Source organism: Flavobacterium sp. WV_118_3 (genome assembly GCF_039778605.1).
In the GTDB taxonomy this organism is placed as follows: Bacteria; Bacteroidota; Bacteroidia; order Flavobacteriales; family Flavobacteriaceae; genus Flavobacterium.
Map to the genome: position 1 here is coordinate 365,663 of NZ_CP156060.1, position 24,797 is coordinate 390,459.

Consider the following 24,797-nt stretch of genomic DNA (forward strand, 5'->3'; position numbering starts at 1 on the left):
TTTTTTTATAATTTGTAAATTTGCATCCCTGTTTTTAATAAAAAAATAAAAAAATGTATCAGTCAAAAATTTCAGGATTAGGCTATTACGTTCCCGATAATGTGGTAACGAATGATGATTTGTCAAAAATTATGGATACCAACGATGAGTGGATCCAGGAGCGAACCGGTATTCAGGAACGACGCCATGTAATCAGAGGAGAAGATACCACCACAACGATGGGCGTTAAAGCTGCTAAAATTGCAATCGAACGTTCGGGTGTGGCTAAAGAAGATATTGATTTTGTAGTTTTCGCAACCTTAAGTCCGGATTATTATTTCCCAGGGCCGGGTGTTGCCGTACAAAGAGATTTGGGATTGCGTACAGTGGGTGCTTTGGACGTGCGGAATCAGTGTTCCGGATTTGTATATGCGCTTTCGGTAGCCGATCAGTTTATCAAAACCGGTATGTATAAAAATATATTGATTATTGGTTCTGAAGTGCATTCCACCGGATTAGACATGACCACCAGAGGTCGTGGCGTATCGGTAATTTTTGGAGATGGTGCCGGAGCTGCGGTTTTAAGCCGAAGCGAAACTCCGGGTAAAGGTATATTGTCAACGCATTTACATTCCGAAGGGGAACATGCCGATGAGTTGGTGTTAAAAGCGCCGGGTATGGGACAACGTTGGGTAACGGATATTCTGGCGGATAATGATCCGAACGACGAAAGTTACTATCCGTATATGAACGGACAATTTGTGTTTAAAAACGCGGTGGTTCGTTTTAGCGAAGTGATCATGGAAGGATTACAGGCGAACAACCTGCAGGTATCCGATATCGATATGTTGATTCCGCATCAGGCAAACCTGAGAATTTCACAGTTTATTCAACAAAAATTCAAACTCACCGACGATCAGGTTCATAACAATATCCAAAAATATGGAAATACAACCGCTGCCTCGATTCCGATCGCTTTGACCGAAGCCTGGGAACAAGGGAAAATCAAAGACGGCGATACGGTAGTATTGGCAGCTTTTGGTAGTGGATTTACCTGGGCAAGTGCGATTATTAAGTGGTAATTACCAATAATTACATTTTCCGGTTTTATTATAATATGCCAGAAGCACGGCTATAATGATAATCGCTGGCATACTATATTGTTTTGTAAACAACATATATCCAACGCAAACTAAAACCATTATCAGGGTTAGAATTACTTTAAGTTGTTTCATAATCGGATAAAATTAAATAGACTAGAGCGGTTAAATAGTAACCGCTCTAATTTTTTAACGGTATTATAGTTCACCGTGGCATGCCCCTAAATTATGACCTACTTCCCAAATAAAACCTGCAAAACCAAATGCTAAGGTTATGGGTCCGCCAGCAGCAGAAAGTAAGAGACCTCCCGATGCGATTCCTGCACCAATTAACGCATTTTTGCAATCGGGACTTAAGTGTCCTCCACTTATCGTTGTCATTTTTGATAGTGTTAATTCTTGCATAGTACGTGTTTTAAGATTTTCGTTTGTATAGAAGTTACAAAATAAAGCGATTACCTACTACGATTACGATTGTTTTGACCTTTCATGTTTGATGAATGTCCAGGTAAAAGAGTACCAAAGAAATAAGAGAAGCGCTAATCCTGGAATATAAGAAATGTATATTTTGTATTTCTGTAAAAAATAGTGTAAATTATACAACGGTTTCGAACAATGTTTCACTTAACACCCTTGTACAATGAAGCACAAAACCATTTATAACAAAGGTCAGGCGCAGCTTTTTAGAAATAAATACCTGGAGATGCTCACCAAAACGCATCCGGCCGTAATTTGGGGGATGTATATCCCGATAGTAACCGGATTGTTGTTTGTTGCAAATCAGCGGTATCATATAGAAGTCCGGAATGTCATTTTCCTTTTTTTCGGGGGAATGCTGTTCTGGACTTTTTTTGAATATATCGCACACCGGTACCTGTTTCATTTTATTTCAGACAACCCACGTATGAAACGGATCTCATATGTGTTGCATGGCAACCATCACGAATATCCACGCGATCGGGAACGGCTGTTTATGCCGCCGGTGCCCAGCCTGATTCTGGCTACGACGCTATTCCTTTTGCATTATCTTTTTTTATGGGATTATACCTGGGCTTTTTTTCCGGGGTTTATGTTTGGCTATTTGCTATATGCATCGATGCATTATGCGATTCATGCCTACGCACCACCTTTTAAGTTTATGAAACCGCTGTGGCGTAATCATCATTTGCATCATTATAAAGATGAACATTTGGGTTTTGGGGTGAGCAATACGTTTTGGGATCGCCTTTTCGGAACCATGTTCGATCTGACAAAAAATGCCGAGGATCCGGAAAAAACAAAAGCACTGCAATTTGAGAAGAAAAAAATAGAATGAAAAAACCCCGGATATACTCCGGGGTTCCTCAAACAAATTATAATAAAAATCTAAAACTCTTGGATTATTAGAACATACCACCACTACTTTGTTTGGTGTTGTCCTCACGTTGTTTACGCTGTAAAGCTCTGTTTTTTCCGCCACCGAACATATAGTTAAATCCTACGAACAGTGACTGACTTTCCCAACGGAATTCTCCTTCACCCGGATAAGGGTTCTGACTTTCGAATCCGTATTTCATCGTTTTAAAGATATCGTTGAAACGGATGCTCAAAGAGGCTTTGTTTGCCCAGAAGCTATAGCGGGTTCCTGCGTCAATTTTATACATGGCTTTGCTGTTTGCCTGAACACCATCTACTGGTCCCCGGTAGAATCCGAATAAAGAGAAACGCAGACTTTTTGAAGCTTTAAAGTTGTTGTTTAAACGGGCGTTAAAAGCTGCCGCATCAATCTGTTTTAAAGTGTAATCGAAATCTCCGGTTACGTCATTTTTAATCGCTACAACACCTTTCTGACGAATGTTTGAGAAGTCAACACTCGGCTGAACATCCCACCATGAATTGAATTTATAGTTGGCCGATACTTCAAATCCGTACGCTAAGTTTTTATCAAAGTTGGTATAACTCATAATGATTTTTTTCGTATCCGGGTCAGCATTTGGATCCGGGTAGAACGTACGGGTAATCTCATCGTGGATATCACGGTAGTATACTCCGGCTGTTACCGAACCGTTTTTCAGCATTCGGGTATAGTTCAATTCTACCGAGTTGGTAAATTGTGGAACCAATTCCGGGTTACCAATTGACGTTACTCTTGGTGTACTGAATTCACGGATAGGCTTGGTTTGCTCTACGCTCGGACGATCTACACGACGACTCATGCTAATCTGGAACTGGTTTGCTTCCGTTGGTGTATAGGTAAAATAAGCCGATGGGTAAACGGTGATATAGTCATTTTTAAACGGTGCATTCTCTCCGTTTTGGAAATAATCTGCCTGAACTTTATAACTTTCCAAACGCGCGCCTAACTGGTAGCTGAATTTTTTAAATTTCTGACCGAAAGTGGTGTAGAAGGAATAAATATCAACATCGTAATTAAAGTTCGCATTTGGTGTGTTTAAACGGGACGTCAGGTAATTGTTGTCTGTACGCATTAAACGCGCTTCAGCTCCCATTTCCAAAGTCGATTTCTCATTTAATGGATTCACATAATCCACGTTGATAATCGTACTGTTACGGTTGTCTTTTACATAATCGGCATAGGGATTTAAACCACCACCCATAGGGTTAAAAGAAGCATCTTGATTACTTTTAGTGTGATTGTAGTTTGCTTCCACATCCAAAGTATGGCCTTCTTTTCCAAACAGGTGTTTATAAGCCAGGTTATACGTGCTGTTTACGTTATCCGTATCGTAAATGTCCTTTTGTGTGATATTATTGGCTGCGTTCGGGAAAAACAGATCCGTACGAACATTTCCTAAACCGCTTGTAAAGCTTTGATTGGTATAGGCAGAAATGGTGTTTTTATCGTTGATGTAAAAATCCATTCCCGCTTTAAACATATGTGTTTTGTTGTCGTTACTGATGTCAAAAAGTTGTAGGGAATTGTCGTCAAATTGTTTGATTTCTCCTTTGTTTAAACGTTCTCCCAAAGTGTTACCATAGGTTCCGAAGAAATTTACTTTTCCGCTTCGGTAGTTCATATCCAACGTATTGTTGTACTTAGGTACGTCACCAAATGTGATACCGGTATTAAAGTTTCCGTTAAAACCATCGTTGGAGTTTTTGTGCAAAACGATATTAATAATACCGGACATTCCTTCCGGATTGTATTTTGCCGATGGATTAGTGATTAACTCAATTTTTTTAATGGAAGTCGACGGGATTTGCTTTAATAGCTGAGAAGCATCCATATTGGTCGGTTTTCCATCTACCAATACGCGTACGTTTTCGTTTCCACGTAGCGAAATTTTTCCGTCCTGATCGACGTTTACCGATGGGATATTGTTCATAATATCCGATGCTGTAGCGCCTGCAGTGGTCAGATCACGTCCTACGTTTACGACTTTTCGGTCGATTTTCTGTTCGATGGTAGAACGTTCGGCTACTACGGTAACGCCTTCCAATTGTTTGGCTTCCGGTTCAAAGGTGAGGGTGCCCAAAGCAACGATTTTATTTTCCGGGGTGATGGTTATCGATCGTGTCAGGGTTTTGTAACCCATATACTGGATTTCCAAAACATACGATTTTGGTGCCAGTCCGCCAATAGTGAACGAACCATTATCTTCTGTAATACCTCCGGTAACCACTTTGTTGTTTTCTTTAATGGCAATGGTGGCATAGGATATCGGCTCTTTTGAAGCTTTATCAACCACCTTACCCGTGACAGATCCCTGGGTTTGGGCGTAAAGATTACCGATAGCGGCAAGCATACAGATTAAGAATAGTTTTAGTTTCATGTTTGATTGTTTTTCTAATTGATGATTATTTTCCGGATGCAAATGTATCGCAATATTTCGGTTGTTTGTATAGCAAAGTACTATTTATAACAAGTTTAAATAGGAGCCATCACAAAACCCGGAAATGGATACAATGAATAGACATAAAAAAGCAAGTTTTGTTACAAAAAAAACGTAAAAAATATGCAAATAAGTGAAGGGAAATATAAAGACTTGAAAATCAATAGTTATTTTTGTTATTTTCAAATTTACAAATTACTGAATTAAACGTATCTTTGCACGCTTAAAATAAATCACCATGACACTATCACAAATTCTTACGCCTCCTATACAAAAAGCGATTCAGGCATTATTTGATGTTACACTCGAAAAAGTTGAATTTCAGGTAACACGCAGGGAGTTTGAAGGCGATATTACAATGGTAATTTTTCCGCTTTTAAAACTGATAAAAAGTAATCCGGTTGAACTGGGAACAAAAATAGGACAATATCTGGTAGATAATACCGAAGAAGTGGTGCGATTCAATGTGGTTTCAGGATTCCTGAATATCGTGATTGACGATGTTTACTATCTGAATTTTTTCAACACTATAAAAAATGAGGCGCAGTATGGTTTTTGCTCGCCAAAAGAAGGCGATAAGGCCATAATGGTAGAATATTCATCGCCCAATACAAACAAACCGTTGCATTTAGGGCACGTTCGTAATAACCTGTTAGGCTATTCGGTTGCCGAAATCCTAAAAGCAGCCGGTAAAAAAGTGTATAAAACACAAATCATCAACGATAGAGGAATTCATATCTGTAAATCGATGTTGGCCTGGCAAAAATTTGGTCAGGTTCAGACGCCGGAAAGTACCGGATTAAAAGGCGACAAGCTGGTAGGGAATTTTTATGTGACGTTTGATAAAGAATACAAACAACAGATTGCAGCGTTAATGAGCGAAGGCAAAACGGAAGAAGAAGCCAAAAAACAGGCTCCGATCATTCTGGAAGCTCAGGATATGCTACGCAAATGGGAAGCTGGCGATGCGGAAGTTGTAGCACTTTGGGAAAAAATGAACCAATGGGTATATGACGGATTTGCTGTGACCTACAAAAATCTGGGGGTTAATTTCGATAAAGAATATTTTGAAAGCAATACGTACCTGCTAGGAAAAGATGTGGTACAAATGGGACTGGAAAAAGGCGTTTTCTATAAAAAAGAGGACGGATCGGTTTGGATCGATCTTACTGCCGACGGACTGGATGAAAAACTGGTATTGCGTTCGGATGGTACGGCTGTTTATATGACACAGGATATCGGAACCGCGATTCAGCGTGTAAAAGATTTCCCGGATGTAGGTGGAATGGTATACACGGTAGGAAATGAACAGGATTACCACTTTAAAGTATTATTCCTGATCCTGAAAAAATTAGGCTTTGATTGGGCTGAAAGTCTGTATCATTTGTCTTATGGAATGGTCGAATTGCCTTCCGGAAAAATGAAATCCCGCGAAGGAACGGTTGTGGATGCCGATGATTTAATGGAGGAAATGACCGCAACGGCACAATCCATTTCGGAAGAATTAGGAAAACTGGACGGTTATTCCGATGCCGAAAAAGCAGCACTTTATAAAATAATCGGAATGGGCGCGTTAAAATATTTTATGCTAAAAGTAGATCCGAAAAAGAATATGATGTTTAATCCGGAAGAATCCGTGGATTTTGCCGGAAACACAGGTCCTTTTATTCAGTATACCTATGCCCGTATTCAATCCATTTTAAGAAAAGCGACGTTTAGTCTGGACGAAACAGTACGTGTTGACTTACACGAAAAAGAAAAAGAACTTGTAAAACAGATCGCATTATATCCGGAAGTGATCCAAAATGCGGCTTCGCATCATAGTCCGGCGTTACTTGCAAATTATGCCTATGATTTGGTAAGAGAGTACAATTCCTTCTATCAGTCGGTTTTAATTTTGGGAGAAGAAGACAACCAGAAAAAAGTATTCCGAGTACAATTATCTAAAAAAGTAGGAGAAATCATCGAATCGGCATTTAAACTTCTGGGTATTCAGGTACCGGAGCGAATGTAATTCAGGATCAACGATTAAATAATAAGACGGTGAATCAGCCAAAATCATATTTTTTTCAATCACTTGCCATTATTGCCATTTCGATTGTAGCTTTTATTGTTTTTAAATCATTCCTTCCTAAAAAACTGTTTACGGAAACAGGAGGTAATTCTAAAAATGTAGTAATCGACAGTTTGCTTCTGGAGGCTATTGAAAAAGATAGTATCGATAGTGGAGAAGAGGATACTATTTCCAAACAGCCAATTCAATTTAAGGCTGTGGATGGTATCGTTTTTCCAACAGAAACCTTTCAGGATTATAAAGGGTTTCAGCATTTGGTTGGATTTTTTGAAAAATTGTTCCAACTGGAAACCAATAAGGAAGGAAAAGTACGTATCGCTTATTTTGGCGATTCGATGACGGATGGTGATATGATTGTACAGGATTTTCGTTCGAATTTCCAAAATCGCTTCGGCGGAAATGGTGTCGGTTTTGTAAACATTACTTCAGAATCAGCAGCATCCCGCGGATCGATAAAACACGAATTTTCGACCAATTGGAAAACACAATCGTATCTGAATGTGAAACGTCCCAAAAAACCGTTCGGAATTAACGGACATGTGTTTTTTGCAAATGATACTGCTCATGTGGAATGGGTAAAATACAAAGCTTCGAACCTGCAGCATCTTAGTGAATTGTACAACCCAACCCTGTTCTACGGGAAGTCGGGAAATAAAGAAGCTAAAATCGCCTATAAAGTAGGTAACGATACCATTTATAAAAAATTAAATCCATCCCGACTGGTGAATAGTTTGACGTTGGGTAGCACGGTTAAAAACCTGAAAGTGGATTTTATCAAAGCGGATTCTATCCCGGTTTACGGATTTAATTTTGATGATGGTAAAGGGGTGCATGTGGATAATTTTTCGAACAGAGGAAATTCCGGTTTGCCAATCACAACATTCAATACCGAGGTAATGCGCCAATTTCAGGAAAAATTGGGATACGATCTAATTGTTTTGCACTATGGGACCAATGTGTTAAACTACGGTTCGTATAATTATGGATGGTATGAACGCAAAATGACCAATGTGGTAAATCACCTGAGAGAGTGCTTCCCTGGTGTTGCGATTTTAATCGTGTCTACAGCTGATAAATCGACAAAATACGACCTGGATATGAAAACCGATTCGGCTGTTGTACCACTAACCAATGCACAGAAAAAATATGCCATCCAGTCGCAATCCGGATATATCAACCTGTATACCCTTATGGGAGGCGACGGATCCATGGTGAAATGGGTGGAAGAAGCACCGGCATCGGCAAATAAAGACTATACACACTTTAATCATAGAGGTGCTAAAAAAATATCCGACCTGATCTATAACCAGATCAGTCAGGGATATGAGCAGTACAAAAAACTACGTGCGGCCAGAAAAGTAACGGCAGTGCCAAAAGCTGTAGTTAAAAAAGACAGTGTGACCGTTAAAAAAGACACTACTCATGTGCAATAAATTCCTTTTTATACTGCTGTATGCCTTTTATGGAGGACCTGCTTTTTCTCAGGTTGATTCCCTTGAAACAGTAGTCGATACACTGACTATAGAAGAGCAACCTGTCGTTTACGGCGATAACAGGATTACGAATACAGCTGCGTTGCAAAAGTTCTTCGAAAAACTATATACGTTGGAAGTCACCGGTAAAGGAAAGATCAACATTCTACATGTGGGCGATTCGCATATTCAGGCGGATTTGTTCACCGGTGTGGTTCGGAAAAATCTGCAATATAAGTTCGGTAATGCCGGCCTTGGTTTCTCCTTTCCGTATAATCTGGCCAAAACCAACGGAAATTATTATGTTCGCTATTCGTCAAACGAATCCTGGAGCAGTTACCGGAATATCAACCCGGTAAACGGGAATCCGGTAGGATTAAGCGGTATAGCATTAACAACCAATGCTAAGGATTTTGCTGTGGAAATTAACGTAAAAGATCCGGCATACGAATTTAATACCTTAAAAATACTGACACCACAAGGTCAGAATCTTTTTGATGTGGCAACCAGTTCCAAAACAATTGTATTGGAATCGAATGTCCCGAAAAAAATCAATCATAAAATTAAAAAAGGTGAAGTTATCTCGATCATTGCTGAGAAATACAATGTTTCGGTAGCCGAACTGAAACGAGCCAACGGTTTAAAAAATAATAATATTCGTGCCGGAAAAACATTGCGTATTCCAACGAATGAAATGCAAAAGAAAAGTATCAAACGTTCGGAGTTTATTCCATTATCGCTAGAACAGCAGGATGGTGTTTACAGTTATTATAATGCCGAAACGATTAAAAAAATATACCTGTTACCCAATAAAAATGCTTCAAAGTTTGCGTTAAACGGATTGGTGTTTGAAAAAGATAATCCGGGTATTGTTTATAACAGTATCGGTGTTAATGGTGCTAAGTTTTCGGATTATAATAAATACCCGTTGTTTTTTGATCAGGTTCCGGCATTACATCCCGATTTGGTGATTGTTTCACTGGGAACGAATGAAACCTTTGATAAAATGGACGTTACGGCCTATATGATACAGTTAAACCAGTTTGTGGAGACGATCAAACAGAAAAATCCGGAAGCCGAAGTATTAGTAATGACACCGCCACCATCGTTGTTATACCGTCGCTCTCTGAATACATTTGCAGCCGACTATACCCGTGAAATTAACACACAATCTGAAAGTAAGCAACATGCAGTTTGGGATTTGTTCTCCATTTTTGGAGGACTATACGGGGTGAATAGGAATTACCGTCAGGGATTAATGTCGGGTGATAAGGTACATTATTCCAAAACGGGCTATGAAAAACAGGGAACACTGTTTACGGAAGCCCTTTTACAAGCCTACGAGAATTATAAAACAAATTTGAAAAATTGATTACGTTTTTGAATATGCAAGATTGGTTTGCCCATAATATAACGTCCCTTTTTACCGGAATTACTGAGGAAACAGTAAAAAATTGGTTTTTATACAATCCGAAAGAGCCGTTGTTGTTTAATACCGGATTATTCCTGGGATTATTTCTCGTTTTTTATTCGGTCTATATTCTAACCCGAAAAACGTTCCATCTGAGATTGGTCTACGTGATCTGTTTCTCGTTATTTTTCTATTATAAATCCAGTGGAATCTATTTCCTGTTACTACTGGCGTCGTCAGTGGTCGATTATAATCTGGGGAATATTCTGCACCACGAAAGCAGGGCAGCCATAAAAAAAATCTATCTGGCTTTTAGTGTGGTGTTAAACCTGAGCTTTTTGGGTTATTTTAAATATACCAATTTTATAATTGAAAACTATAATGCCCTTTCCGGAGAACATTTCGATTTCCAGAAGATCATCCTTCCGGTTGGAATCTCCTTTTATACCTTTCAGTCGATCAGCTATATTATAGAAGTATACCGAAAAGAGATTGAGCCAACTAAAAGTTATGTCGATTATCTGTTTTTCGTATCGTTTTTCCCGCAATTGGTGGCCGGACCTATCGTACGAGCTAAAGATTTTCTGCCTCAGATATATCAAAAACTGAACATCACAAAAGACGATGTAAACCGGGCATTATTACTGATTATTGGGGGATTGGTCAAAAAAACAGTAATCTCCGATTATATATCAATCAACTTTGTCGATAGGGTATTTGATGCACCATCGAGTTATACGGCATTCGAAAACCTTATGGCGTCTTATGGATATGCCATCCAGATCTATTGCGATTTCTCAGGATATTCCGATATGGCTATTGGGGTTGCCTTATTACTGGGATTCAAATTGCCAACCAATTTCCGCACACCATACCAGTCGGCTTCGATTACCGAGTTCTGGAGAAGATGGCATATTTCATTATCAACCTGGTTAAAAGACTTTTTATATATATCTGTTGGAGGAAATCGTAACGGTTCCTTTGCAGGTTTTTTATTCCCGGCACTGTTTTTCTTTGGATTGATCGTTTGGGGAATCAACTATGCGCCTACGAGTAATGTTCCATTAATTCTGGCGATAAGTTCATTGGTTGTATTTTCGCTGACATTCCTTTTGTCGCGCGATAAAGAACGTACTATGTTTACCAATGTGAACCTGTTAACGACCATGTTACTGGGCGGTTTGTGGCATGGTGCGAGTCTTCGTTTTATTATTTGGGGCGCATTACATGGAGTGGCTTTGGCTGTTCATAAAATCGTTATCGAATATTTTCCTTCCAAAAAAGAGGAAAAGAAAGGTTTTGGCGGAAGAATATGGCATGTATTTGCTATAATTCTGACGTTCCATTTTGTAACTTTTTGCTGGATCTTTTTCCGGGCTAAAGATTTTACGACAGCTTTGGAACTGATTCATAATATCGGTAACCTGACATTTGATCCGGAACAATGGAAAGTGATTGCGATGGGCTATAAAAATGTGTTTATACTCATGACGTTTGGTTTTATCTGGCATTTCCTGCCTGAAAAAATTGTAAATACCATGCAGGCAGGTTTCCGGGCGTTGCCAATTGTAGGAAAAGCAATTATTCTCGGATTGGCATATTGGTTGGTTTATGCCACGGCATCGGCAGGACCACAACCGTTTATCTATTTCCAGTTTTAAAATATAAGGAAATATTAAGAAGGTATTATGAGGATCATTCTGTTTTTTTGCTAATTTTGAAACAATTCTGCTAGAGCAGATACCTTGAAAACAATCTAATAATTAATCAAAAATAAGTAAACAATGAAAAAATTAATGGCAATTGCAGCGGTAGCGCTTTTCACCGTATCGATGAATGTTAATGCACAGGAGCAAAAAACAAAAGATAAAAAAGAGTGTTGCTCTGCTAAAGGAAAAGGGGAAGCTAAAAAAGCATGTTGTTCTGCAGATAAAGCTACAGCAAGCACTGAAAAAAAGGCATGTTGTTCTAAAGATGCTAAAAAAGCATAAGGATATTACAACTTTAAAAGGGGCTGACTCACTTTTGAGACAGCCCCTTTTTTTATGTCAGAACTTGTTGGGGCAGCAAGTATAAGATAAGTTTTTACTGTTAGCTCACGATACCTATTTGGAGTTGCGATTGGATTCTATATCTTTTTTCCATTCTTCCACTAATTCTGGGATTCGGGTTACAACTTCACGTCCAAAAATTACTTCGTCGACCAATCCTATATGCATCAAATCAATCAGCCGGCACAAATAGGATTTTCCTTTCATCCACCAGGTATAATAGTCGTCTATTATTAGATAATTTTTTATTGATTTCCCGGTTTGAGATTGGGCTTCGGATAATTCCCAGCCATCCAGTTGAACCGCATAAACACTGTCGGACACACGGCTGCCGAAAGTAGTGGTGTAATAGTACTCCTTGATTTCCCATATCGCTCTCGGGTTTGTTACCGATGGAAAAACACCGTTCGCTCTTCGGGGTAGTACTCGTACCGGAAAATTATCTTCCGTAATGACTGTTAATTCCTTTGGTGCAAAATCACAACTGTATTCTCCTTTATGCTTGCAAATAAGCATATTGACAATCCCTTTTAAATAAGCATAGTCTTTTTTCTCCTTTTTTTGTTTGTTTAGTGGCAACGGACAATCGGAATTTAATTCCTTTTTCAAGGAATAAAATAGTTCCTCTGCCTCATTCCGATTCATTAATAGCGGAAAAATGACGTTGGTTAATAATTCTCTTCGGTATTTCATATAAGCAATAATATGCCGGCCAAATTCTGTTAGGCCATCATTATTAATCAATTTGCTATAGTTGTAATGATCGTTCTTGAAGGCCTCAATGATTTGTTGAATTGTCGGAACTACCAGATTGGTTTGTGGATTCGCGGCACTCGGTTTTTTGGTAAAACCAAGCCTTTGATTTAATATTTTAATGTTGGCCCAAAATTCCAACGGCTGGTTTTTAAATCTTTCGTTTGGTTTCATCTGATTTTAATTTCTGTTCAAATTTTGTTATAAACTCACTTAATGTCATATTCATTGCTTCAACAAAGGATTTCAATTCGATAAGATCAATCCTTCTTTCGCCATTCTCAATTTTACTGATTAATGACTGAGGGACGCGTAATTGAATCGCCAGATCGTGCTGTCGTATATTGTTGTCGGTTCTTAAATTATATAAGATTTCCCGCAGTATTCGGTATTCTTTACTATAAAGACTTTTATTCATGAGAACTAAAGTATTGATTGTTACCGCATATCCCAAAACAGGATGTTGTGGCTACATCAAGGGAATTGTTGTAATATTTGCCATTATAATTTTGAAAAGACCTGAATTATATACCGCTCAGGATAATAACAGTATTATAAAAAGGGATTAAATGAGAAGGTTATTGTGAAATTGAAAAATCAACATTATATTTTTTTGAATTCTTTTTTAAAAGAATGGGGTAATAATGGCAACAAGATGTCTTAAAAAGACAATGAAGTACAGTGATCAATCCTGTAGTTTTATGTAAAACTGTTTGAAACGGATTATAAATATTGATTGATCAATTAAAAGCGTCCGGATATGTAAATCTTTTAATTGGAATAATAACGTTATTATTATCCGTTTAATAAAAAAGGATGATTTTTATTTATTCTTGATATGTAATTGTGATTAGTCTTACAAATGACTTACTAATGGTACTTACACTTCTATCTGGTAGATCCTTGAAGTTTCTTCCCACGGATGGTGACCATCTCCGATATACTGGAAGCCGTATTTTTCGTAATATTCGGTAAGATCTGTACAAAGATTCAGGTGTTTAAAACCGGCTGCCCGGGTATCTTTTTTTGCCTGATCCAATAGTGAAGAACCCTAGGCATGACCACGATGAACTTCGGAAATATATATGGCGCAAACCCATGGGTAAAGATCCATTCGGCTTATAAAATCATTTGTGATCAAACCGGAACAGCCAGTGATTTCGGAATCTTTTTCCAGTAAATACCATTGGGGTAACGGTTGAGCTGCATCGATACAATGACGGATGCAATCTTTATAAATTATAGCCGGTACTTCCGGCTAGCTTTGTTGTAAATAGGCGATCGCTGTGTCTGTATATTCCGGCTTTTCCCGGACGGATAGAATTCTCATTGTGATTAAATTTAAAAATAAGTTATGATTAATCTTATAAATTAAAGAATATAATACGATAACGAAATGAGAGTAGCATTGAACTGCTATTATGATCATAAAAAAACAGCCGAAGCTGTTTTATAATATTGATTTAGGATGACGTATCATCGTTTTTACCCGGTCGAATGATCATTCGCAATGGCTGGTCTTTTGAAAAATAGGCAACCGTCCAGTTATATAAAGTTTGCAATCGGTTGCGATAGGTAACCAGTGACATCAGGTGAATAAACAACCAAACCAACCAGGCAAAAAATCCGTTAAAATGGACTTTCGGTTTTTCGAGGTCAACGACGGCCTTGTTTTTTCCGATAATGGCCATCGATCCTTTGTCATTATAGCTAAAAGGAGTTAGTGGTTTTTGGGCCACCATAGCCTTAAAGTTTTTCGCCAGATGGCGCGCTTGTTGAATGGCAACCTGTGCCAACTGCGGATGTCCGTTTGGAAATTTCGGATCGGTAACCTGTATACAGGTATCGCCTACGGCATAGATATTCGGAAAATCTTTCAGTTTGTTGTGTTCGTCCACCTGCATTCGTTTGCCACGACCGTAAACGGTTTCTGGGATACCGTCAAATAGTTTGGCACTTACACCAGCCGCCCAGATCAGGGTTTCGGTTTTAATGGTTTTTCCATCGGCAAAATAAACCGTACCATCTACATAATCTTTAACCTGTGAATTTAAACGCACTTTAACACCAAGTTTCGTTAGCGCTTTATAGGTATTTTGTTGCGAATTGACACTCATCGGAGCCAAAACAGCCTTCCCGCCGTCAACCAGATAAATGTCGCTTAAGGTATTGGCCAGTTCCGGATATTCTTTTCGCATGATTCCGTTACGCATTTCGGCAAACATTCCGGATAATTCGACTCCGGTTGGTCCACCACCGGCAACTACGATGGTTAATAGCTGTCGTCTTCTGCGCGGGTCTTCGCAAATCGCTGCTTTTTCCATTTGTAGCAATAAACGATTTCGCATTTCGACGGCATCGTTTAAGGTTTTCATCGGAATGGCATTTTTGCGAACATTTTCCATGCCGAAATAATTACTCTCGGCTCCGGTAGCAAATACCAGTTGGTCGTATTCTAATTCGCCATTCGAAAGGAGTACTTTGTTGTTGTTGGCGTCTACCCGAAGGAGTGCTGCCAATCGGAACGTGATGTTTTTTTTGCCCGAAAATAATTTTCGAAACGGATAACTAATACTGGAAGGTTCCAGAAAAGCGGTCGCTACCTGATAGATGAGCGGTGGGAAAAAATTATAATTGTTTTTGTCGACCAGCGTGACCTTAAAATTGGGATTGTTGGCCAAAGCTTTTGCCAGATTGATACCGGCAAAACCACCTCCTATGATGACTATTTTCATACGCGTAGTGTTTTAAAAAACGAATTTTTTTACAGTAGTATTCGTGTTAAATCAACACTATAAATTTACCCATTTATAAACGGATAACCAATTGGAAAACACGATTTCATATAAAATATAACAAAGCATTAACTTTTAAACACTATTTTCATCGATACACTAAAAAAAGCAATAAAATAAAATTGAGTCGCCAAAATCAGACCCTGTGTTTTTTGAAAAAACGGAATATAATCGACCTGAAAGTGTCGGTGTTTGGGTTGGAATCCCTTGTAAAGCTGCGTAATTCGCAAAAGGATTGACTTGTGGTTGCAATTCCTGTTTTTTTGTGGAACGATTCTGTGGAACTTCAAAATCAAATTCTTAAATTTGCACCTCATTAAACGAAACACAGAATCATGTTTGATAATTTAAGTGATAAACTCGATAAAGCCTTTCATATATTAAAAGGTCATGGAAAAATTACGGAAGTAAACGTTGCCGATACCTTAAAGGAAGTGCGTAGAGCGTTACTGGATGCCGACGTTAATTTTAAAATTGCCAAAGATTTTACCACACGTGTAAAAGAAAAAGCCATTGGTGAGGATGTATTAACAACCTTACAACCGGGGCAATTAATGGTAAAAATCGTTAAAGATGAGTTAACCGAGTTGATGGGGGGGGATGTAGCCGGAGTGAATTTGTCTGGAAATCCATCTGTGATTTTGATGTCCGGTTTACAGGGATCCGGTAAAACCACTTTCTCCGGAAAGCTGGCAAATTTCCTGAAAACAAAGAAAAACAAAAAACCTTTATTGGTAGCCTGTGATATCTACCGACCGGCAGCGATCAATCAGTTGCACGTAGTTGGGGATCAAATCGGTGTGGAAGTATATTCCGAACCGGAAAATAAAAACCCGGTTGAAATTGCACAAAATGCAATTAAACACGCAAAAGCCAACGGTTATAATGTGGTGATTGTCGATACGGCCGGACGTTTGGCAGTTGACGAAGAGATGATGACCGAAATTGCCAATGTTCACAAAGCAATCGAACCACAGGAAACCCTTTTTGTAGTGGATTCCATGACGGGTCAGGATGCGGTAAATACGGCAAAAGCGTTTAACGATCGTTTGAATTTTGATGGAGTTGTGCTAACAAAATTAGACGGGGATACTCGTGGTGGAGCGGCTATTTCGATTAAATCGGTGGTAAACAAACCGATTAAATTTATCGGAACCGGAGAAAAAATGGAAGCGATTGACGTTTTCTATCCGTCACGTATGGCCGACCGTATTTTAGGTATGGGAGATGTAGTGTCCTTAGTGGAAAGAGCTCAGGAACAATATGACGAGGAAGAAGCACGAAAATTACAAAAGAAAATCGCGAAGAATGAATTCGGATTTGATGACTTCCTGACACAAATTCAGCAGGTTAAGAAAATGGGTAACATGAAAGACCTTGTCGGAATGATTCCCGGAGCTGGAAAAGCCTTGAAGGACGTGGAAATTGAAGACGATGCCTTCAAACATATTGAAGCCATTATTTATTCGATGACACCAGACGAACGAAAAAAACCGGCACTATTGGATGCGAAACGTAAAGCAAGAGTCGCGAAAGGATCCGGAACCAATATTCAGCAGGTAAATCAATTGCTGAAACAATTCGACCAGATGAGCAAAATGATGAAGATGATGCAGGGAGCAGGTGGGAAAAACCTGATGCGAATGATGGGAGGAATGAAAGGAATGAGATAAAATAAAGACGCGATTAGTCGCGTCTTCTTTTTTAGATAAAAACAACACACAAATACACACGAATGCAACTACTAGACGGAAAAAAGATTTCGGAGGAAATCAAAAATGAAATTGCTGCCGAAGTGCAGAAAATGAAAGAAAACGGAGAAAAGGTGCCGCACCTGGCGGCTGTAATCGTTGGAAACGACGGAGCGAGTCTTACTTATGTAGGTAGTAAAGTGAAAGCTTGCGAAAGAGTAGGCTTCGAATCGACTTTGGTAAAATTGCCAAGTACGACCTCAGAAACGGAATTACTGAAAAAAATCAAAGAATTAAACGAAGACGATGCTATCGATGGATTTATCGTGCAATTGCCGTTACCGGATCAGATTGATACGCAAAAAGTATTAATGGCGATCGATCCGAGTAAAGATGTGGATGGTTTTCATCCGGAGAATTTCGGAAAAATGGCATTGGATATGTCAACGTTTATTCCGGCGACACCATTTGGAATCCTGGAATTGTTAGAGCGTTACAACGTAGAAACAAAAGGAAAGCACACGGTGGTAATCGGAAGAAGTCATATTGTAGGGCGCCCGATGAGTATTTTGATGGGAAGAAAAGGGTTTCCTGGAAATTCTACAGTTACCTTAACGCATAGTCATACTAAAAATATTACCCAGATCACCAGTCAGGCGGATATTATTATCACGGCATTGGGAGTTCCTAATTATCTGAAAGCAGAAATGGTTAAGGATGATGTAGTGATCATCGATGTGGGAATTACCCGAGTGGCAGATGAAAAATCGGAAAAAGGATATGTGATCACCGGAGATGTCGATTTTGATAATGTAAGTAAAAAAGCATCCTTTATTACACCGGTACCGGGAGGTGTTGGTCCGATGACTATTGCAATGTTGATGAAAAATACATTATTAGCAAGAGAGCAAAAAAGATTAAAAGTAAAATAAAATGACCATTATTACGGTAACGTCCCAAGAGCAATTAGAAATTGTACGGTCTTTGGCCTATACCATCTGGCCGGATGCTTATGGCGCTATTTTATCGGAAGCGCAATTGGATTATATGCTTGATCAAATATATGCAATTCCGGCATTGGAGCAGCAACGGCAAAACGGACAACAATTTGTTTTGGCAGAAGAAGATGGGGTGTATTATGGATTTGCTTCTTTTCAGGTTAATTATAAAGAAGGGAAAACCAAATTGCATAAAATATACGTCCTGCCACAAACACAAGGTAAGGGGGTTGGAAAATCACTTTTGCAATATGTGGAATCGACAGTTGATCAAAATAAGAATTCAGCCTTGTTGTTAAATGTGAATCGTTTTAATAAAGCTATCGATTTTTATAGGAAACAAGGTTTTGAAGTGATCGGTGAAGAGGATATTGCTATCGGTGAAGGTTATCTGATGGAAGATTATATAATGGAGAAGAAAATAAAATAGTAGAAGCCGCAGGAAATCCTGCGGTTTTTTGTTTTTACACCTGACAGGTTTTCGAAAGCTGTCGGGTATTTTTATTATATAAAGTATCTTGATCAAAGGAATTTTTGGTTGGGATTTAGTATTACCTATATATAGTAGTAGCTTTTTTATTTACAGATATCCGATTTTTTACAACGGATCAGATATTATTTTTTAGAAAACGCACCTATATATAGGTATGATTGTACTAATTTCGGAAGACCTGACAGGTTTTTGGAACCTGTCATACCCGGTATATATAGTTTAAAAATGCGTAAAACCTTCCCAATCCTTGGATTTGCGCGAGCAAAGCCCGGATATTCGAAAAAAACATGTTGATGTTACGTCTTTGTAATGAGGTTGTTAAGAAAAAGATTTAAAAAAAGGTTTGATAAAGTTTGTAAAGATGGAAAAAGGTTCTAGTTTTGCAGCCGCAATAAGGGAGTTCATTGAAGTATAGTACGGCAGATTGGGATTGACTAAGGTTAGAAAAAAAGTCAAAAAAGATTTGCGAGAAATAAAAAAGTGATTTACCTTTGCCACCCGCAAAACAGGGAAGTTCTTAAAGATATTGAGTAAGATAAACGAAGAAAATTTTTTCAAAAAAAAATTCAAAAAAATCTTGCGAGAAACAAAAAGAATTTTTAGTTTTGCAGCCGCTAACAAGGAGACGCGTTAGTGATAAAACAAAGAGAATTAAGTTCATAGACATATTGGATTGACAGCATACAAAGAGAGAGTAAGATTTTTCGAGTATAACAAATTAGACCTAGAAATTATCGTAAAATATTAAAAATATACGATGAAGAGTTTGATCCTGGCTCAGGATGAACGCTAGCGGCAGGCCTAACACATGCAAGTCGAGGGGTAGGGTTAGCTTGCTAACCTGAGACCGGCGCACGGGTGCGTAACGCGTATGCAATCTACCTTGTACAGAGGGATAGCCCAGAGAAATTTGGATTAATACCTCATAGTATTATCGAATGGCATCATTTGATTATTAAAGTTCCAACGGTACAAGATGAGCATGCGTCCCATTAGTTAGTTGGTAAGGTAACGGCTTACCAAGACGATGATGGGTAGGGGTCCTGAGAGGGAGATCCCCCACACTGGTACTGAGACACGGACCAGACTCCTACGGGAGGCAGCAGTGAGGAATATTGGACAATGGGCGCAAGCCTGATCCAGCCATGCCGCGTGCAGGATGAAGCATCTATGGTGTGTAAACTGCTTTTATACAGGAAGAAACCCTACCACGTGTGGTAGATTGACGGTACTGTAGGAATAAGGATCGGCTAACTCCGTGCCAGCAGCCGCGGTAATACGGAGGATCCAAGCGTTATCCGGAATCATTGGGTTTAAAGGGTCCGTAGGCGGTTTTGTAAGTCAGTGGTGAAATCTGGTCGCTTAACGATCAAACGGCCATTGATACTGCAAGACTTGAATTATTGGGAAGTAACTAGAATATGTAGTGTAGCGGTGAAATGCTTAGATATTACATGGAATACCAATTGCGAAGGCAGGTTACTATCAATATATTGACGCTGATGGACGAAAGCGTGGGGAGCGAACAGGATTAGATACCCTGGTAGTCCACGCCGTAAACGATGGATACTAGCTGTTGGGCGCAAGCTCAGTGGCTAAGCGAAAGTGATAAGTATCCCACCTGGGGAGTACGAACGCAAGTTTGAAACTCAAAGGAATTGACGGGGGCCCGCACAAGCGGTGGAGCATGTGGTTTAATTCGATGATACGCGAGGAACCTTACCAGGGCTTAAATGTAGTGTGACAGATTTGGAAACAGATTTTTCTTCGGACACATTACAAGGTGCTGCATGGTTGTCGTCAGCTCGTGCCGTGAGGTGTCAGGTTAAGTCCTATAACGAGCGCAACCCCTGTTGTTAGTTGCCAGCGAGTCATGTCGGGAACTCTAACGAGACTGCCGGTGCAAACCGAGAGGAAGGTGGGGATGACGTCAAATCATCACGGCCCTTACGTCCTGGGCTACACACGTGCTACAATGGCCGGTACAGAGAGCAGCCACTGGGTGACCAGGAGCGAATCTATAAAACCGGTCACAGTTCGGATCGGAGTCTGCAACTCGACTCCGTGAAGCTGGAATCGCTAGTAATCGGATATCAGCCATGATCCGGTGAATACGTTCCCGGGCCTTGTACACACCGCCCGTCAAGCCATGGAAGCTGGGGGTACCTGAAGTCGGTGACCGCAAGGAGCTGCCTAGGGTAAAACTGGTAACTGGGGCTAAGTCGTAACAAGGTAGCCGTACCGGAAGGTGCGGCTGGAACACCTCCTTTCTAGAGACACGATAATTAGGGTTTATGCATACAAGAGATTTTACTCTCGCTGTTAGTTCAAAAAAAAGAAGAATAAGTAAAAAAAAGAGTTTATACTATTTTTAAAGAGTGATACTTAGGTTTTAGATATATCATTTAAAATTTAACGTTCAAAATTTAAAATAATTTAAAAATAGTCTCGTAGCTCAGCTGGTTAGAGTACTACACTGATAATGTAGGGGTCGGCAGTTCGAGTCTGCCCGGGACTACAATTTTTACTTATAAGGAAATTCTGGAAGTTGAGAATTGAATTAAAGATTGATTCAACATTCAAAATTCAACATTCAAAAAAAAAGAATGGGGGATTAGCTCAGCTGGCTAGAGCGCCTGCCTTGCACGCAGGAGGTCATCGGTTCGACTCCGATATTCTCCACTATCTTAGGAGGTAGAAAAGAGAAACAAGAATCAAGATAAAAGACGTTGTCTTTGATCTTTGTTCTAGACTCTTTCCTCTAAAAGAAACCGTTCATTGACATATTGAGATAAGAAAACAAAAAAATTAGAAAGCACAGAATTTAGGGTGTACCGTTAAGGTATATTTTAAAAAAAGTAAGTACAATAAGCAAAATAAGGGCGTATGGGGGATGCCTAGGCTCTCAGAGGCGAAGAAGGACGTGATAAGCTGCGAAAAGTTACGGGGATTGGCACATACGAATTGATCCGTAAATATCCGAATGGGGCAACCCACTATGTTGAAGACATAGTACATCGATAGATGGGCGAACCCGCTGAACTGAAACATCTAAGTAGGCGGAGGAGAAGAAAACAAAAGTGATTCCGTAAGTAGTGGCGAGCGAACGCGGAAAAGCCCAAACCAGAGCTGTTACGGCAGTTGTGGGGTTGTAGGACCACGATATTTCTTGCGGATTGAATTGGAATAACCTGGAAAGGTTAACGATATAGGGTGATAGTCCCGTACAAGTAAGAGAAGATAAGAATAGTGGTATCCTGAGTAGGGCGGGGCACGTGAAACCCTGTCTGAATCTGGCGGGACCATCCGCTAAGGCTAAATACTCCTGAGAGACCGATAGTGAACCAGTACCGTGAGGGAAAGGTGAAAAGAACCGTGAATAACGGAGTGAAAAAGATCCTGAAACCATACGCCTACAAGCGGTCGGAGCCCTTAAGTGGGGTGACGGCGTGCCTTTTGCATAATGAGCCTACGAGTTACCGTTGCTGGCAAGGATAAGCACTTCAGGTGTGGATCCGTAGCGAAAGCGAGTCTGAATAGGGCGCTATAGTCAGTAGTGGTAGACGCGAAACCGTGTGATCTACCCATGGGCAGGATGAAGCTGTGGTAACACACAGTGGAGGTCCGAACCGGTTGACGTTGAAAAGTCTTCGGATGACCTGTGGGTAGGGGTGAAAGGCCAATCAAACTCGGAAATAGCTCGTACTCCCCGAAATGCATTTAGGTGCAGCGCTGATTTAGTTATATAGAGGTAGAGCTACTGATTGGATGCGGGGGCTTCACCGCCTACCAATTCCTGACAAACTCCGAATGCTATATAATGATTTTCAGCAGTGAGGGCATGGGTGCTAAGGTCCATGTCCGAGAGGGAAAGAACCCAGACCATCAGCTAAGGTCCCCAAATGTATGCTAAGTTGAAAAAACGAGGTTTGTCTGCCCAGACAGCTAGGATGTTGGCTTGGAAGCAGCCATTCATTTAAAGAGTGCGTAACAGCTCACTAGTCGAGCGGACGAGCATGGATAATAATCGGGCATAAGTATACTACCGAAGCTATGGATTTGTATTTATATACAAGTGGTAGGGGAGCATTCTAAACTGGGTTGAAGGTGATATGTGAGTATTGCTGGACTGTTTAGAAAAGAAAATGTAGGCATAAGTAACGATAATGCGGGCGAGAAACCCGCACACCGAAAGACTAAGGTTTCCTCAGCTATGCTAATCAGCTGAGGGTTAGTCGGGTCCTAAGGCGAACCCGAAAGGGACAGTCGATGGCCAACGGGTTAATATTCCCGTACTACTTATAATTGTGATGGGGTGACGGAGTGATGAAAGTACCGCGAACTGACGGAATAGTTCGTTAAAGCACCTAGCTATAGGTCCCGTAGGCAAATCCGCGGGAACTGGTGAAATGCGATAGTACACGGAGTCTTCGGACAAAGTGATAGTGTACCTAAGGGCTTCCAAGAAAAACCTCTAAACTTAGATTATAAGTACCCGTACCGTAAACCGACACAGGTAGTCGAGGAGAGAATCCTAAGGTGCTCGAGAGATTCATGGCTAAGGAATTAGGCAAAATAGACCTGTAACTTCGGGAGAAAGGTCGCCAGCAGCAATGCTGGCCGCAGTGAAAAGGTCCAGGCGACTGTTTATCAAAAACACAGGGCTCTGCCAAATCGTAAGATGAAGTATAGGGCCTGACACCTGCCCGGTGCTGGAAGGTTAAGAGGAGATGTTATCTTCGGAGAAGCATTGAATTGAAGCCCCAGTAAACGGCGGCCGTAACTATAACGGTCCTAAGGTAGCGAAATTCCTTGTCGGGTAAGTTCCGACCTGCACGAATGGTGTAACGATCTGGACACTGTCTCAGCCATGAGCTCGGTGAAATTGTAGTATCGGTGAAGATGCCGATTACCCGCAGTGGGACGAAAAGACCCTGTGCACCTTTACTATAGCTTAGTATTGACCTTGGATAAGTGATGTGTAGGATAGGTGGGAGACTATGAAGCGGCTTCGCCAGGAGTTGTGGAGTCATTGTTGAAATACCACCCTTTGCTTATCTGAGGCCTAACTCTTCGATGAAGAGGACATTGCTTGGTGGGTAGTTTGACTGGGGTGGTCGCCTCCAAAAGAGTAACGGAGGCTTCTAAAGGTTCCCTCAGCACGCTTGGTAACCGTGCGTAGAGTGCAATGGCATAAGGGAGCTTGACTGAGAGACATACAGGTCGATCAGGTACGAAAGTAGAGCATAGTGATCCGGTGGTTCCGCATGGAAGGGCCATCGCTCAAAGGATAAAAGGTACGCCGGGGATAACAGGCTGATCTCCCCCAAGAGCTCATATCGACGGGGGGGTTTGGCACCTCGATGTCGGCTCGTCACATCCTGGGGCTGGAGAAGGTCCCAAGGGTTGGGCTGTTCGCCCATTAAAGTGGCACGCGAGCTGGGTTCAGAACGTCGTGAGACAGTTCGGTCTCTATCTACTGTGGGCGTTAGAAATTTGAGTGGATCTGACTCTAGTACGAGAGGACCGAGTTGGACAAACCTCTGGTGTATCTGTTGTTCCGCCAGGAGCACCGCAGAGTAGCTACGTTTGGAAGGGATAAGCGCTGAAAGCATATAAGCGCGAAACCCACCACAAGATGAGATTTCTTTAAAGGGTCGTGGAAGATGACCACGTTGATAGGCTATAGATGTAAAGGCAGTAATGTCATAGTCGAGTAGTACTAATAACCCGTAAGCTTATGTACGTGTCCTTCCGCCTTCGGGCGGAAGGGAAGTCTTTCTGAAAATTGTTTTTGATTTTTTATCTCAATATGTTACAATATTAGTGTTATACCTGAAGTATAATCAACGATTTAAGGTGGTTATTGCGGCGGGGCTCACCTCTTCCCATTCCGAACAGAGAAGTTAAGCCCGCCTGCGCAGATGGTACTGCAATCCTGTGGGAGAGTATGTCGCCGCCTTTCTTTTGAAAACCCTATCCATACGGATAGGGTTTTTTGTTTTATAAGATTACCAAAAAGGAGCTATCATAAAATGATCAGCTCCTTTTTTGCTATAAACTACACCTGACAAGTTCTAAAAACCTGTCAGATGTTCACCATAAACCATAAAAAAACCGGATCAAGTCCGGTTTAGTAATTATTTT

At 40.4% G+C, this 24,797-nt stretch carries 17 protein-coding genes, 2 tRNA genes and 3 rRNA genes; 16 read left to right on the top strand and 6 right to left on the bottom strand.

The annotated features are described in order from the left end of the window. Nucleotides 1-53: 53 nt before the first annotated feature. Nucleotides 54-1,061 (top strand): beta-ketoacyl-ACP synthase III, encoded by a 1,008-nt coding sequence (locus ABFU83_RS01670; protein WP_347068406.1) that lies wholly within the window; start codon nucleotides 54-56, stop codon nucleotides 1,059-1,061. 216 nt (nucleotides 1,062-1,277) lie between these two features. Here ABFU83_RS01670 and ABFU83_RS01675 read toward each other — a convergent pair whose 3' ends face one another. Then, entirely contained in the window at nucleotides 1,278-1,484 is a 207-nt protein-coding gene (locus tag ABFU83_RS01675) for a hypothetical protein (protein WP_347068408.1), read from the bottom strand. A 235-nt stretch (nucleotides 1,485-1,719) separates the two neighbouring features. Here ABFU83_RS01675 and ABFU83_RS01680 point away from each other — a divergent pair, with 235 nt between their 5' ends. Beyond that, on the top strand, nucleotides 1,720-2,394 hold the full coding sequence (locus ABFU83_RS01680; protein ID WP_347068410.1) for a sterol desaturase family protein: 675 nt from the start codon (nucleotides 1,720-1,722) through the stop codon (nucleotides 2,392-2,394). A 67-nt stretch (nucleotides 2,395-2,461) separates the two neighbouring features. Here ABFU83_RS01680 and ABFU83_RS01685 read toward each other — a convergent pair whose 3' ends face one another. Next, a complete protein-coding gene (locus ABFU83_RS01685; RefSeq protein ID WP_347068412.1) occupies nucleotides 2,462-4,852 on the bottom strand; it encodes a TonB-dependent receptor in 2,391 nt (796 codons plus the stop codon). A 298-nt stretch (nucleotides 4,853-5,150) separates the two neighbouring features. Here ABFU83_RS01685 and argS point away from each other — a divergent pair, with 298 nt between their 5' ends. The 5 genes from argS to ABFU83_RS01710 all read left to right on the top strand — a co-directional run bounded on the left by argS (nucleotide 5,151) and on the right by ABFU83_RS01710 (nucleotide 11,860). Beyond that, nucleotides 5,151-6,926, top strand: a complete 1,776-nt coding sequence (gene argS / locus ABFU83_RS01690) for an arginine--tRNA ligase (RefSeq protein WP_347068414.1) — start codon at nucleotides 5,151-5,153, stop codon at nucleotides 6,924-6,926. 29 nt (nucleotides 6,927-6,955) lie between these two features. Then, nucleotides 6,956-8,419 (top strand): hypothetical protein, encoded by a 1,464-nt coding sequence (locus ABFU83_RS01695; protein WP_347068416.1) that lies wholly within the window; start codon nucleotides 6,956-6,958, stop codon nucleotides 8,417-8,419. After that, complete coding sequence (locus tag ABFU83_RS01700; RefSeq protein WP_347068418.1) at nucleotides 8,409-9,830, top strand: GDSL-type esterase/lipase family protein; 1,422 nt, start codon at nucleotides 8,409-8,411, stop codon at nucleotides 9,828-9,830. The genes ABFU83_RS01695 and ABFU83_RS01700 overlap by 11 nt, the downstream gene beginning before the upstream one ends. A gap of 14 nt (nucleotides 9,831-9,844) precedes the next feature. Then, nucleotides 9,845-11,530 (top strand): MBOAT family O-acyltransferase, encoded by a 1,686-nt coding sequence (locus ABFU83_RS01705; RefSeq protein WP_347070191.1) that lies wholly within the window; start codon nucleotides 9,845-9,847, stop codon nucleotides 11,528-11,530. A gap of 123 nt (nucleotides 11,531-11,653) precedes the next feature. Continuing rightward, entirely contained in the window at nucleotides 11,654-11,860 is a 207-nt protein-coding gene (locus ABFU83_RS01710; RefSeq protein ID WP_347068420.1) for a hypothetical protein, read from the top strand. Between the two features lie 114 nt (nucleotides 11,861-11,974). On the opposite strand, the gene ABFU83_RS01715 is transcribed toward ABFU83_RS01710, so the two are convergent. The 3 genes from ABFU83_RS01715 to ABFU83_RS01725 form a co-directional block, all read right to left on the bottom strand. Then, entirely contained in the window at nucleotides 11,975-12,847 is an 873-nt protein-coding gene (locus tag ABFU83_RS01715) for a hypothetical protein (RefSeq protein ID WP_347068422.1), read from the bottom strand. Then, nucleotides 12,825-13,091 (bottom strand): helix-turn-helix transcriptional regulator, encoded by a 267-nt coding sequence (locus tag ABFU83_RS01720; protein ID WP_347068424.1) that lies wholly within the window; start codon nucleotides 13,089-13,091, stop codon nucleotides 12,825-12,827. Before ABFU83_RS01720 ends, ABFU83_RS01715 begins: the two co-directional genes overlap by 23 nt. 462 nt (nucleotides 13,092-13,553) lie before the next feature. Next, on the bottom strand, nucleotides 13,554-13,712 hold the full coding sequence (locus tag ABFU83_RS01725) for a hypothetical protein (RefSeq protein WP_347068426.1): 159 nt from the start codon (nucleotides 13,710-13,712) through the stop codon (nucleotides 13,554-13,556). Between the two features lie 18 nt (nucleotides 13,713-13,730). Here ABFU83_RS01725 and ABFU83_RS01730 point away from each other — a divergent pair, with 18 nt between their 5' ends. Next, on the top strand, nucleotides 13,731-13,853 hold the full coding sequence (locus ABFU83_RS01730; protein WP_347068428.1) for a hypothetical protein: 123 nt from the start codon (nucleotides 13,731-13,733) through the stop codon (nucleotides 13,851-13,853). 283 nt (nucleotides 13,854-14,136) lie between these two features. Here the strand turns inward: ABFU83_RS01730 and ABFU83_RS01735 are convergent, their stop codons facing one another. Then, nucleotides 14,137-15,408: an NAD(P)/FAD-dependent oxidoreductase gene (locus tag ABFU83_RS01735; protein ID WP_347068430.1), complete on the bottom strand. Its 1,272-nt coding sequence runs from the start codon at nucleotides 15,406-15,408 to the stop codon at nucleotides 14,137-14,139. A gap of 395 nt (nucleotides 15,409-15,803) precedes the next feature. On the opposite strand from ABFU83_RS01735, the gene ffh reads away from it, so the two are divergent. The 8 genes from ffh (at nucleotide 15,804) to rrf (ending at nucleotide 24,615) form a co-directional block, all read left to right on the top strand. Then, nucleotides 15,804-17,141 carry a signal recognition particle protein gene (gene ffh / locus ABFU83_RS01740; RefSeq protein ID WP_136403175.1) on the top strand — a complete coding sequence of 446 codons (1,338 nt, stop codon included), beginning with the start codon at nucleotides 15,804-15,806 and terminating at the stop codon, nucleotides 17,139-17,141. Between the two features lie 62 nt (nucleotides 17,142-17,203). Beyond that, nucleotides 17,204-18,091 (top strand): tetrahydrofolate dehydrogenase/cyclohydrolase catalytic domain-containing protein, encoded by an 888-nt coding sequence (locus tag ABFU83_RS01745; protein WP_347068432.1) that lies wholly within the window; start codon nucleotides 17,204-17,206, stop codon nucleotides 18,089-18,091. Nucleotide 18,092: 1 nt separating this feature from the next. Further along, the gene (locus ABFU83_RS01750; RefSeq protein ID WP_347068434.1) at nucleotides 18,093-18,587 is read left to right on the top strand and encodes a GNAT family N-acetyltransferase; all 495 of its coding nucleotides are present in this window, start codon (nucleotides 18,093-18,095) and stop codon (nucleotides 18,585-18,587) included. An 817-nt stretch (nucleotides 18,588-19,404) separates the two neighbouring features. Further along, nucleotides 19,405-20,920 (top strand): 16S ribosomal RNA (locus tag ABFU83_RS01755). A 174-nt stretch (nucleotides 20,921-21,094) separates the two neighbouring features. Continuing rightward, nucleotides 21,095-21,168: transfer RNA gene (locus ABFU83_RS01760), tRNA-Ile, on the top strand. A 90-nt stretch (nucleotides 21,169-21,258) separates the two neighbouring features. Next, a tRNA-Ala gene (locus ABFU83_RS01765) sits at nucleotides 21,259-21,332 on the top strand. Nucleotides 21,333-21,515: 183 nt separating this feature from the next. Continuing rightward, nucleotides 21,516-24,396: ribosomal RNA gene (locus tag ABFU83_RS01770) — 23S ribosomal RNA — on the top strand. Nucleotides 24,397-24,505: 109 nt separating this feature from the next. Next, nucleotides 24,506-24,615 (top strand): 5S ribosomal RNA (rrf, locus tag ABFU83_RS01775). Together the 16S, 23S and 5S rRNA genes with 2 tRNA genes alongside form the textbook arrangement of a ribosomal RNA operon. The last annotated feature ends 182 nt before the right edge of the window (nucleotides 24,616-24,797 follow it).

Bases quoted from the DNA above. Each gene is read 5' to 3' on its own strand.
- ABFU83_RS01670 (WP_347068406.1), top strand. From the start codon at position 54: ATGTATCAGTCAAAAATTTCAGGATTAGGCTATTACGTTCCCGATAAT.
- ABFU83_RS01700 (WP_347068418.1), top strand. From the start codon at position 8,409: ATGTGCAATAAATTCCTTTTTATACTGCTGTATGCCTTTTATGGAGGA.
- ABFU83_RS01730 (WP_347068428.1), top strand. From the start codon at position 13,731: ATGACCACGATGAACTTCGGAAATATATATGGCGCAAACCCATGGGTA.
- ABFU83_RS01705 (WP_347070191.1), top strand. From the start codon at position 9,845: ATGCAAGATTGGTTTGCCCATAATATAACGTCCCTTTTTACCGGAATT.
- ABFU83_RS01745 (WP_347068432.1), top strand. From the start codon at position 17,204: ATGCAACTACTAGACGGAAAAAAGATTTCGGAGGAAATCAAAAATGAA.
- ffh (WP_136403175.1), top strand. From the start codon at position 15,804: ATGTTTGATAATTTAAGTGATAAACTCGATAAAGCCTTTCATATATTA.
- ABFU83_RS01685 (WP_347068412.1), bottom strand. From the start codon at position 4,852: ATGAAACTAAAACTATTCTTAATCTGTATGCTTGCCGCTATCGGTAAT.
- ABFU83_RS01710 (WP_347068420.1), top strand. From the start codon at position 11,654: ATGAAAAAATTAATGGCAATTGCAGCGGTAGCGCTTTTCACCGTATCG.
- ABFU83_RS01735 (WP_347068430.1), bottom strand. From the start codon at position 15,408: ATGAAAATAGTCATCATAGGAGGTGGTTTTGCCGGTATCAATCTGGCA.
- ABFU83_RS01720 (WP_347068424.1), bottom strand. From the start codon at position 13,091: ATGAATAAAAGTCTTTATAGTAAAGAATACCGAATACTGCGGGAAATC.
- ABFU83_RS01680 (WP_347068410.1), top strand. From the start codon at position 1,720: ATGAAGCACAAAACCATTTATAACAAAGGTCAGGCGCAGCTTTTTAGA.
- argS (WP_347068414.1), top strand. From the start codon at position 5,151: ATGACACTATCACAAATTCTTACGCCTCCTATACAAAAAGCGATTCAG.
- ABFU83_RS01715 (WP_347068422.1), bottom strand. From the start codon at position 12,847: ATGAAACCAAACGAAAGATTTAAAAACCAGCCGTTGGAATTTTGGGCC.
- ABFU83_RS01675 (WP_347068408.1), bottom strand. From the start codon at position 1,484: ATGCAAGAATTAACACTATCAAAAATGACAACGATAAGTGGAGGACAC.
- ABFU83_RS01750 (WP_347068434.1), top strand. From the start codon at position 18,093: ATGACCATTATTACGGTAACGTCCCAAGAGCAATTAGAAATTGTACGG.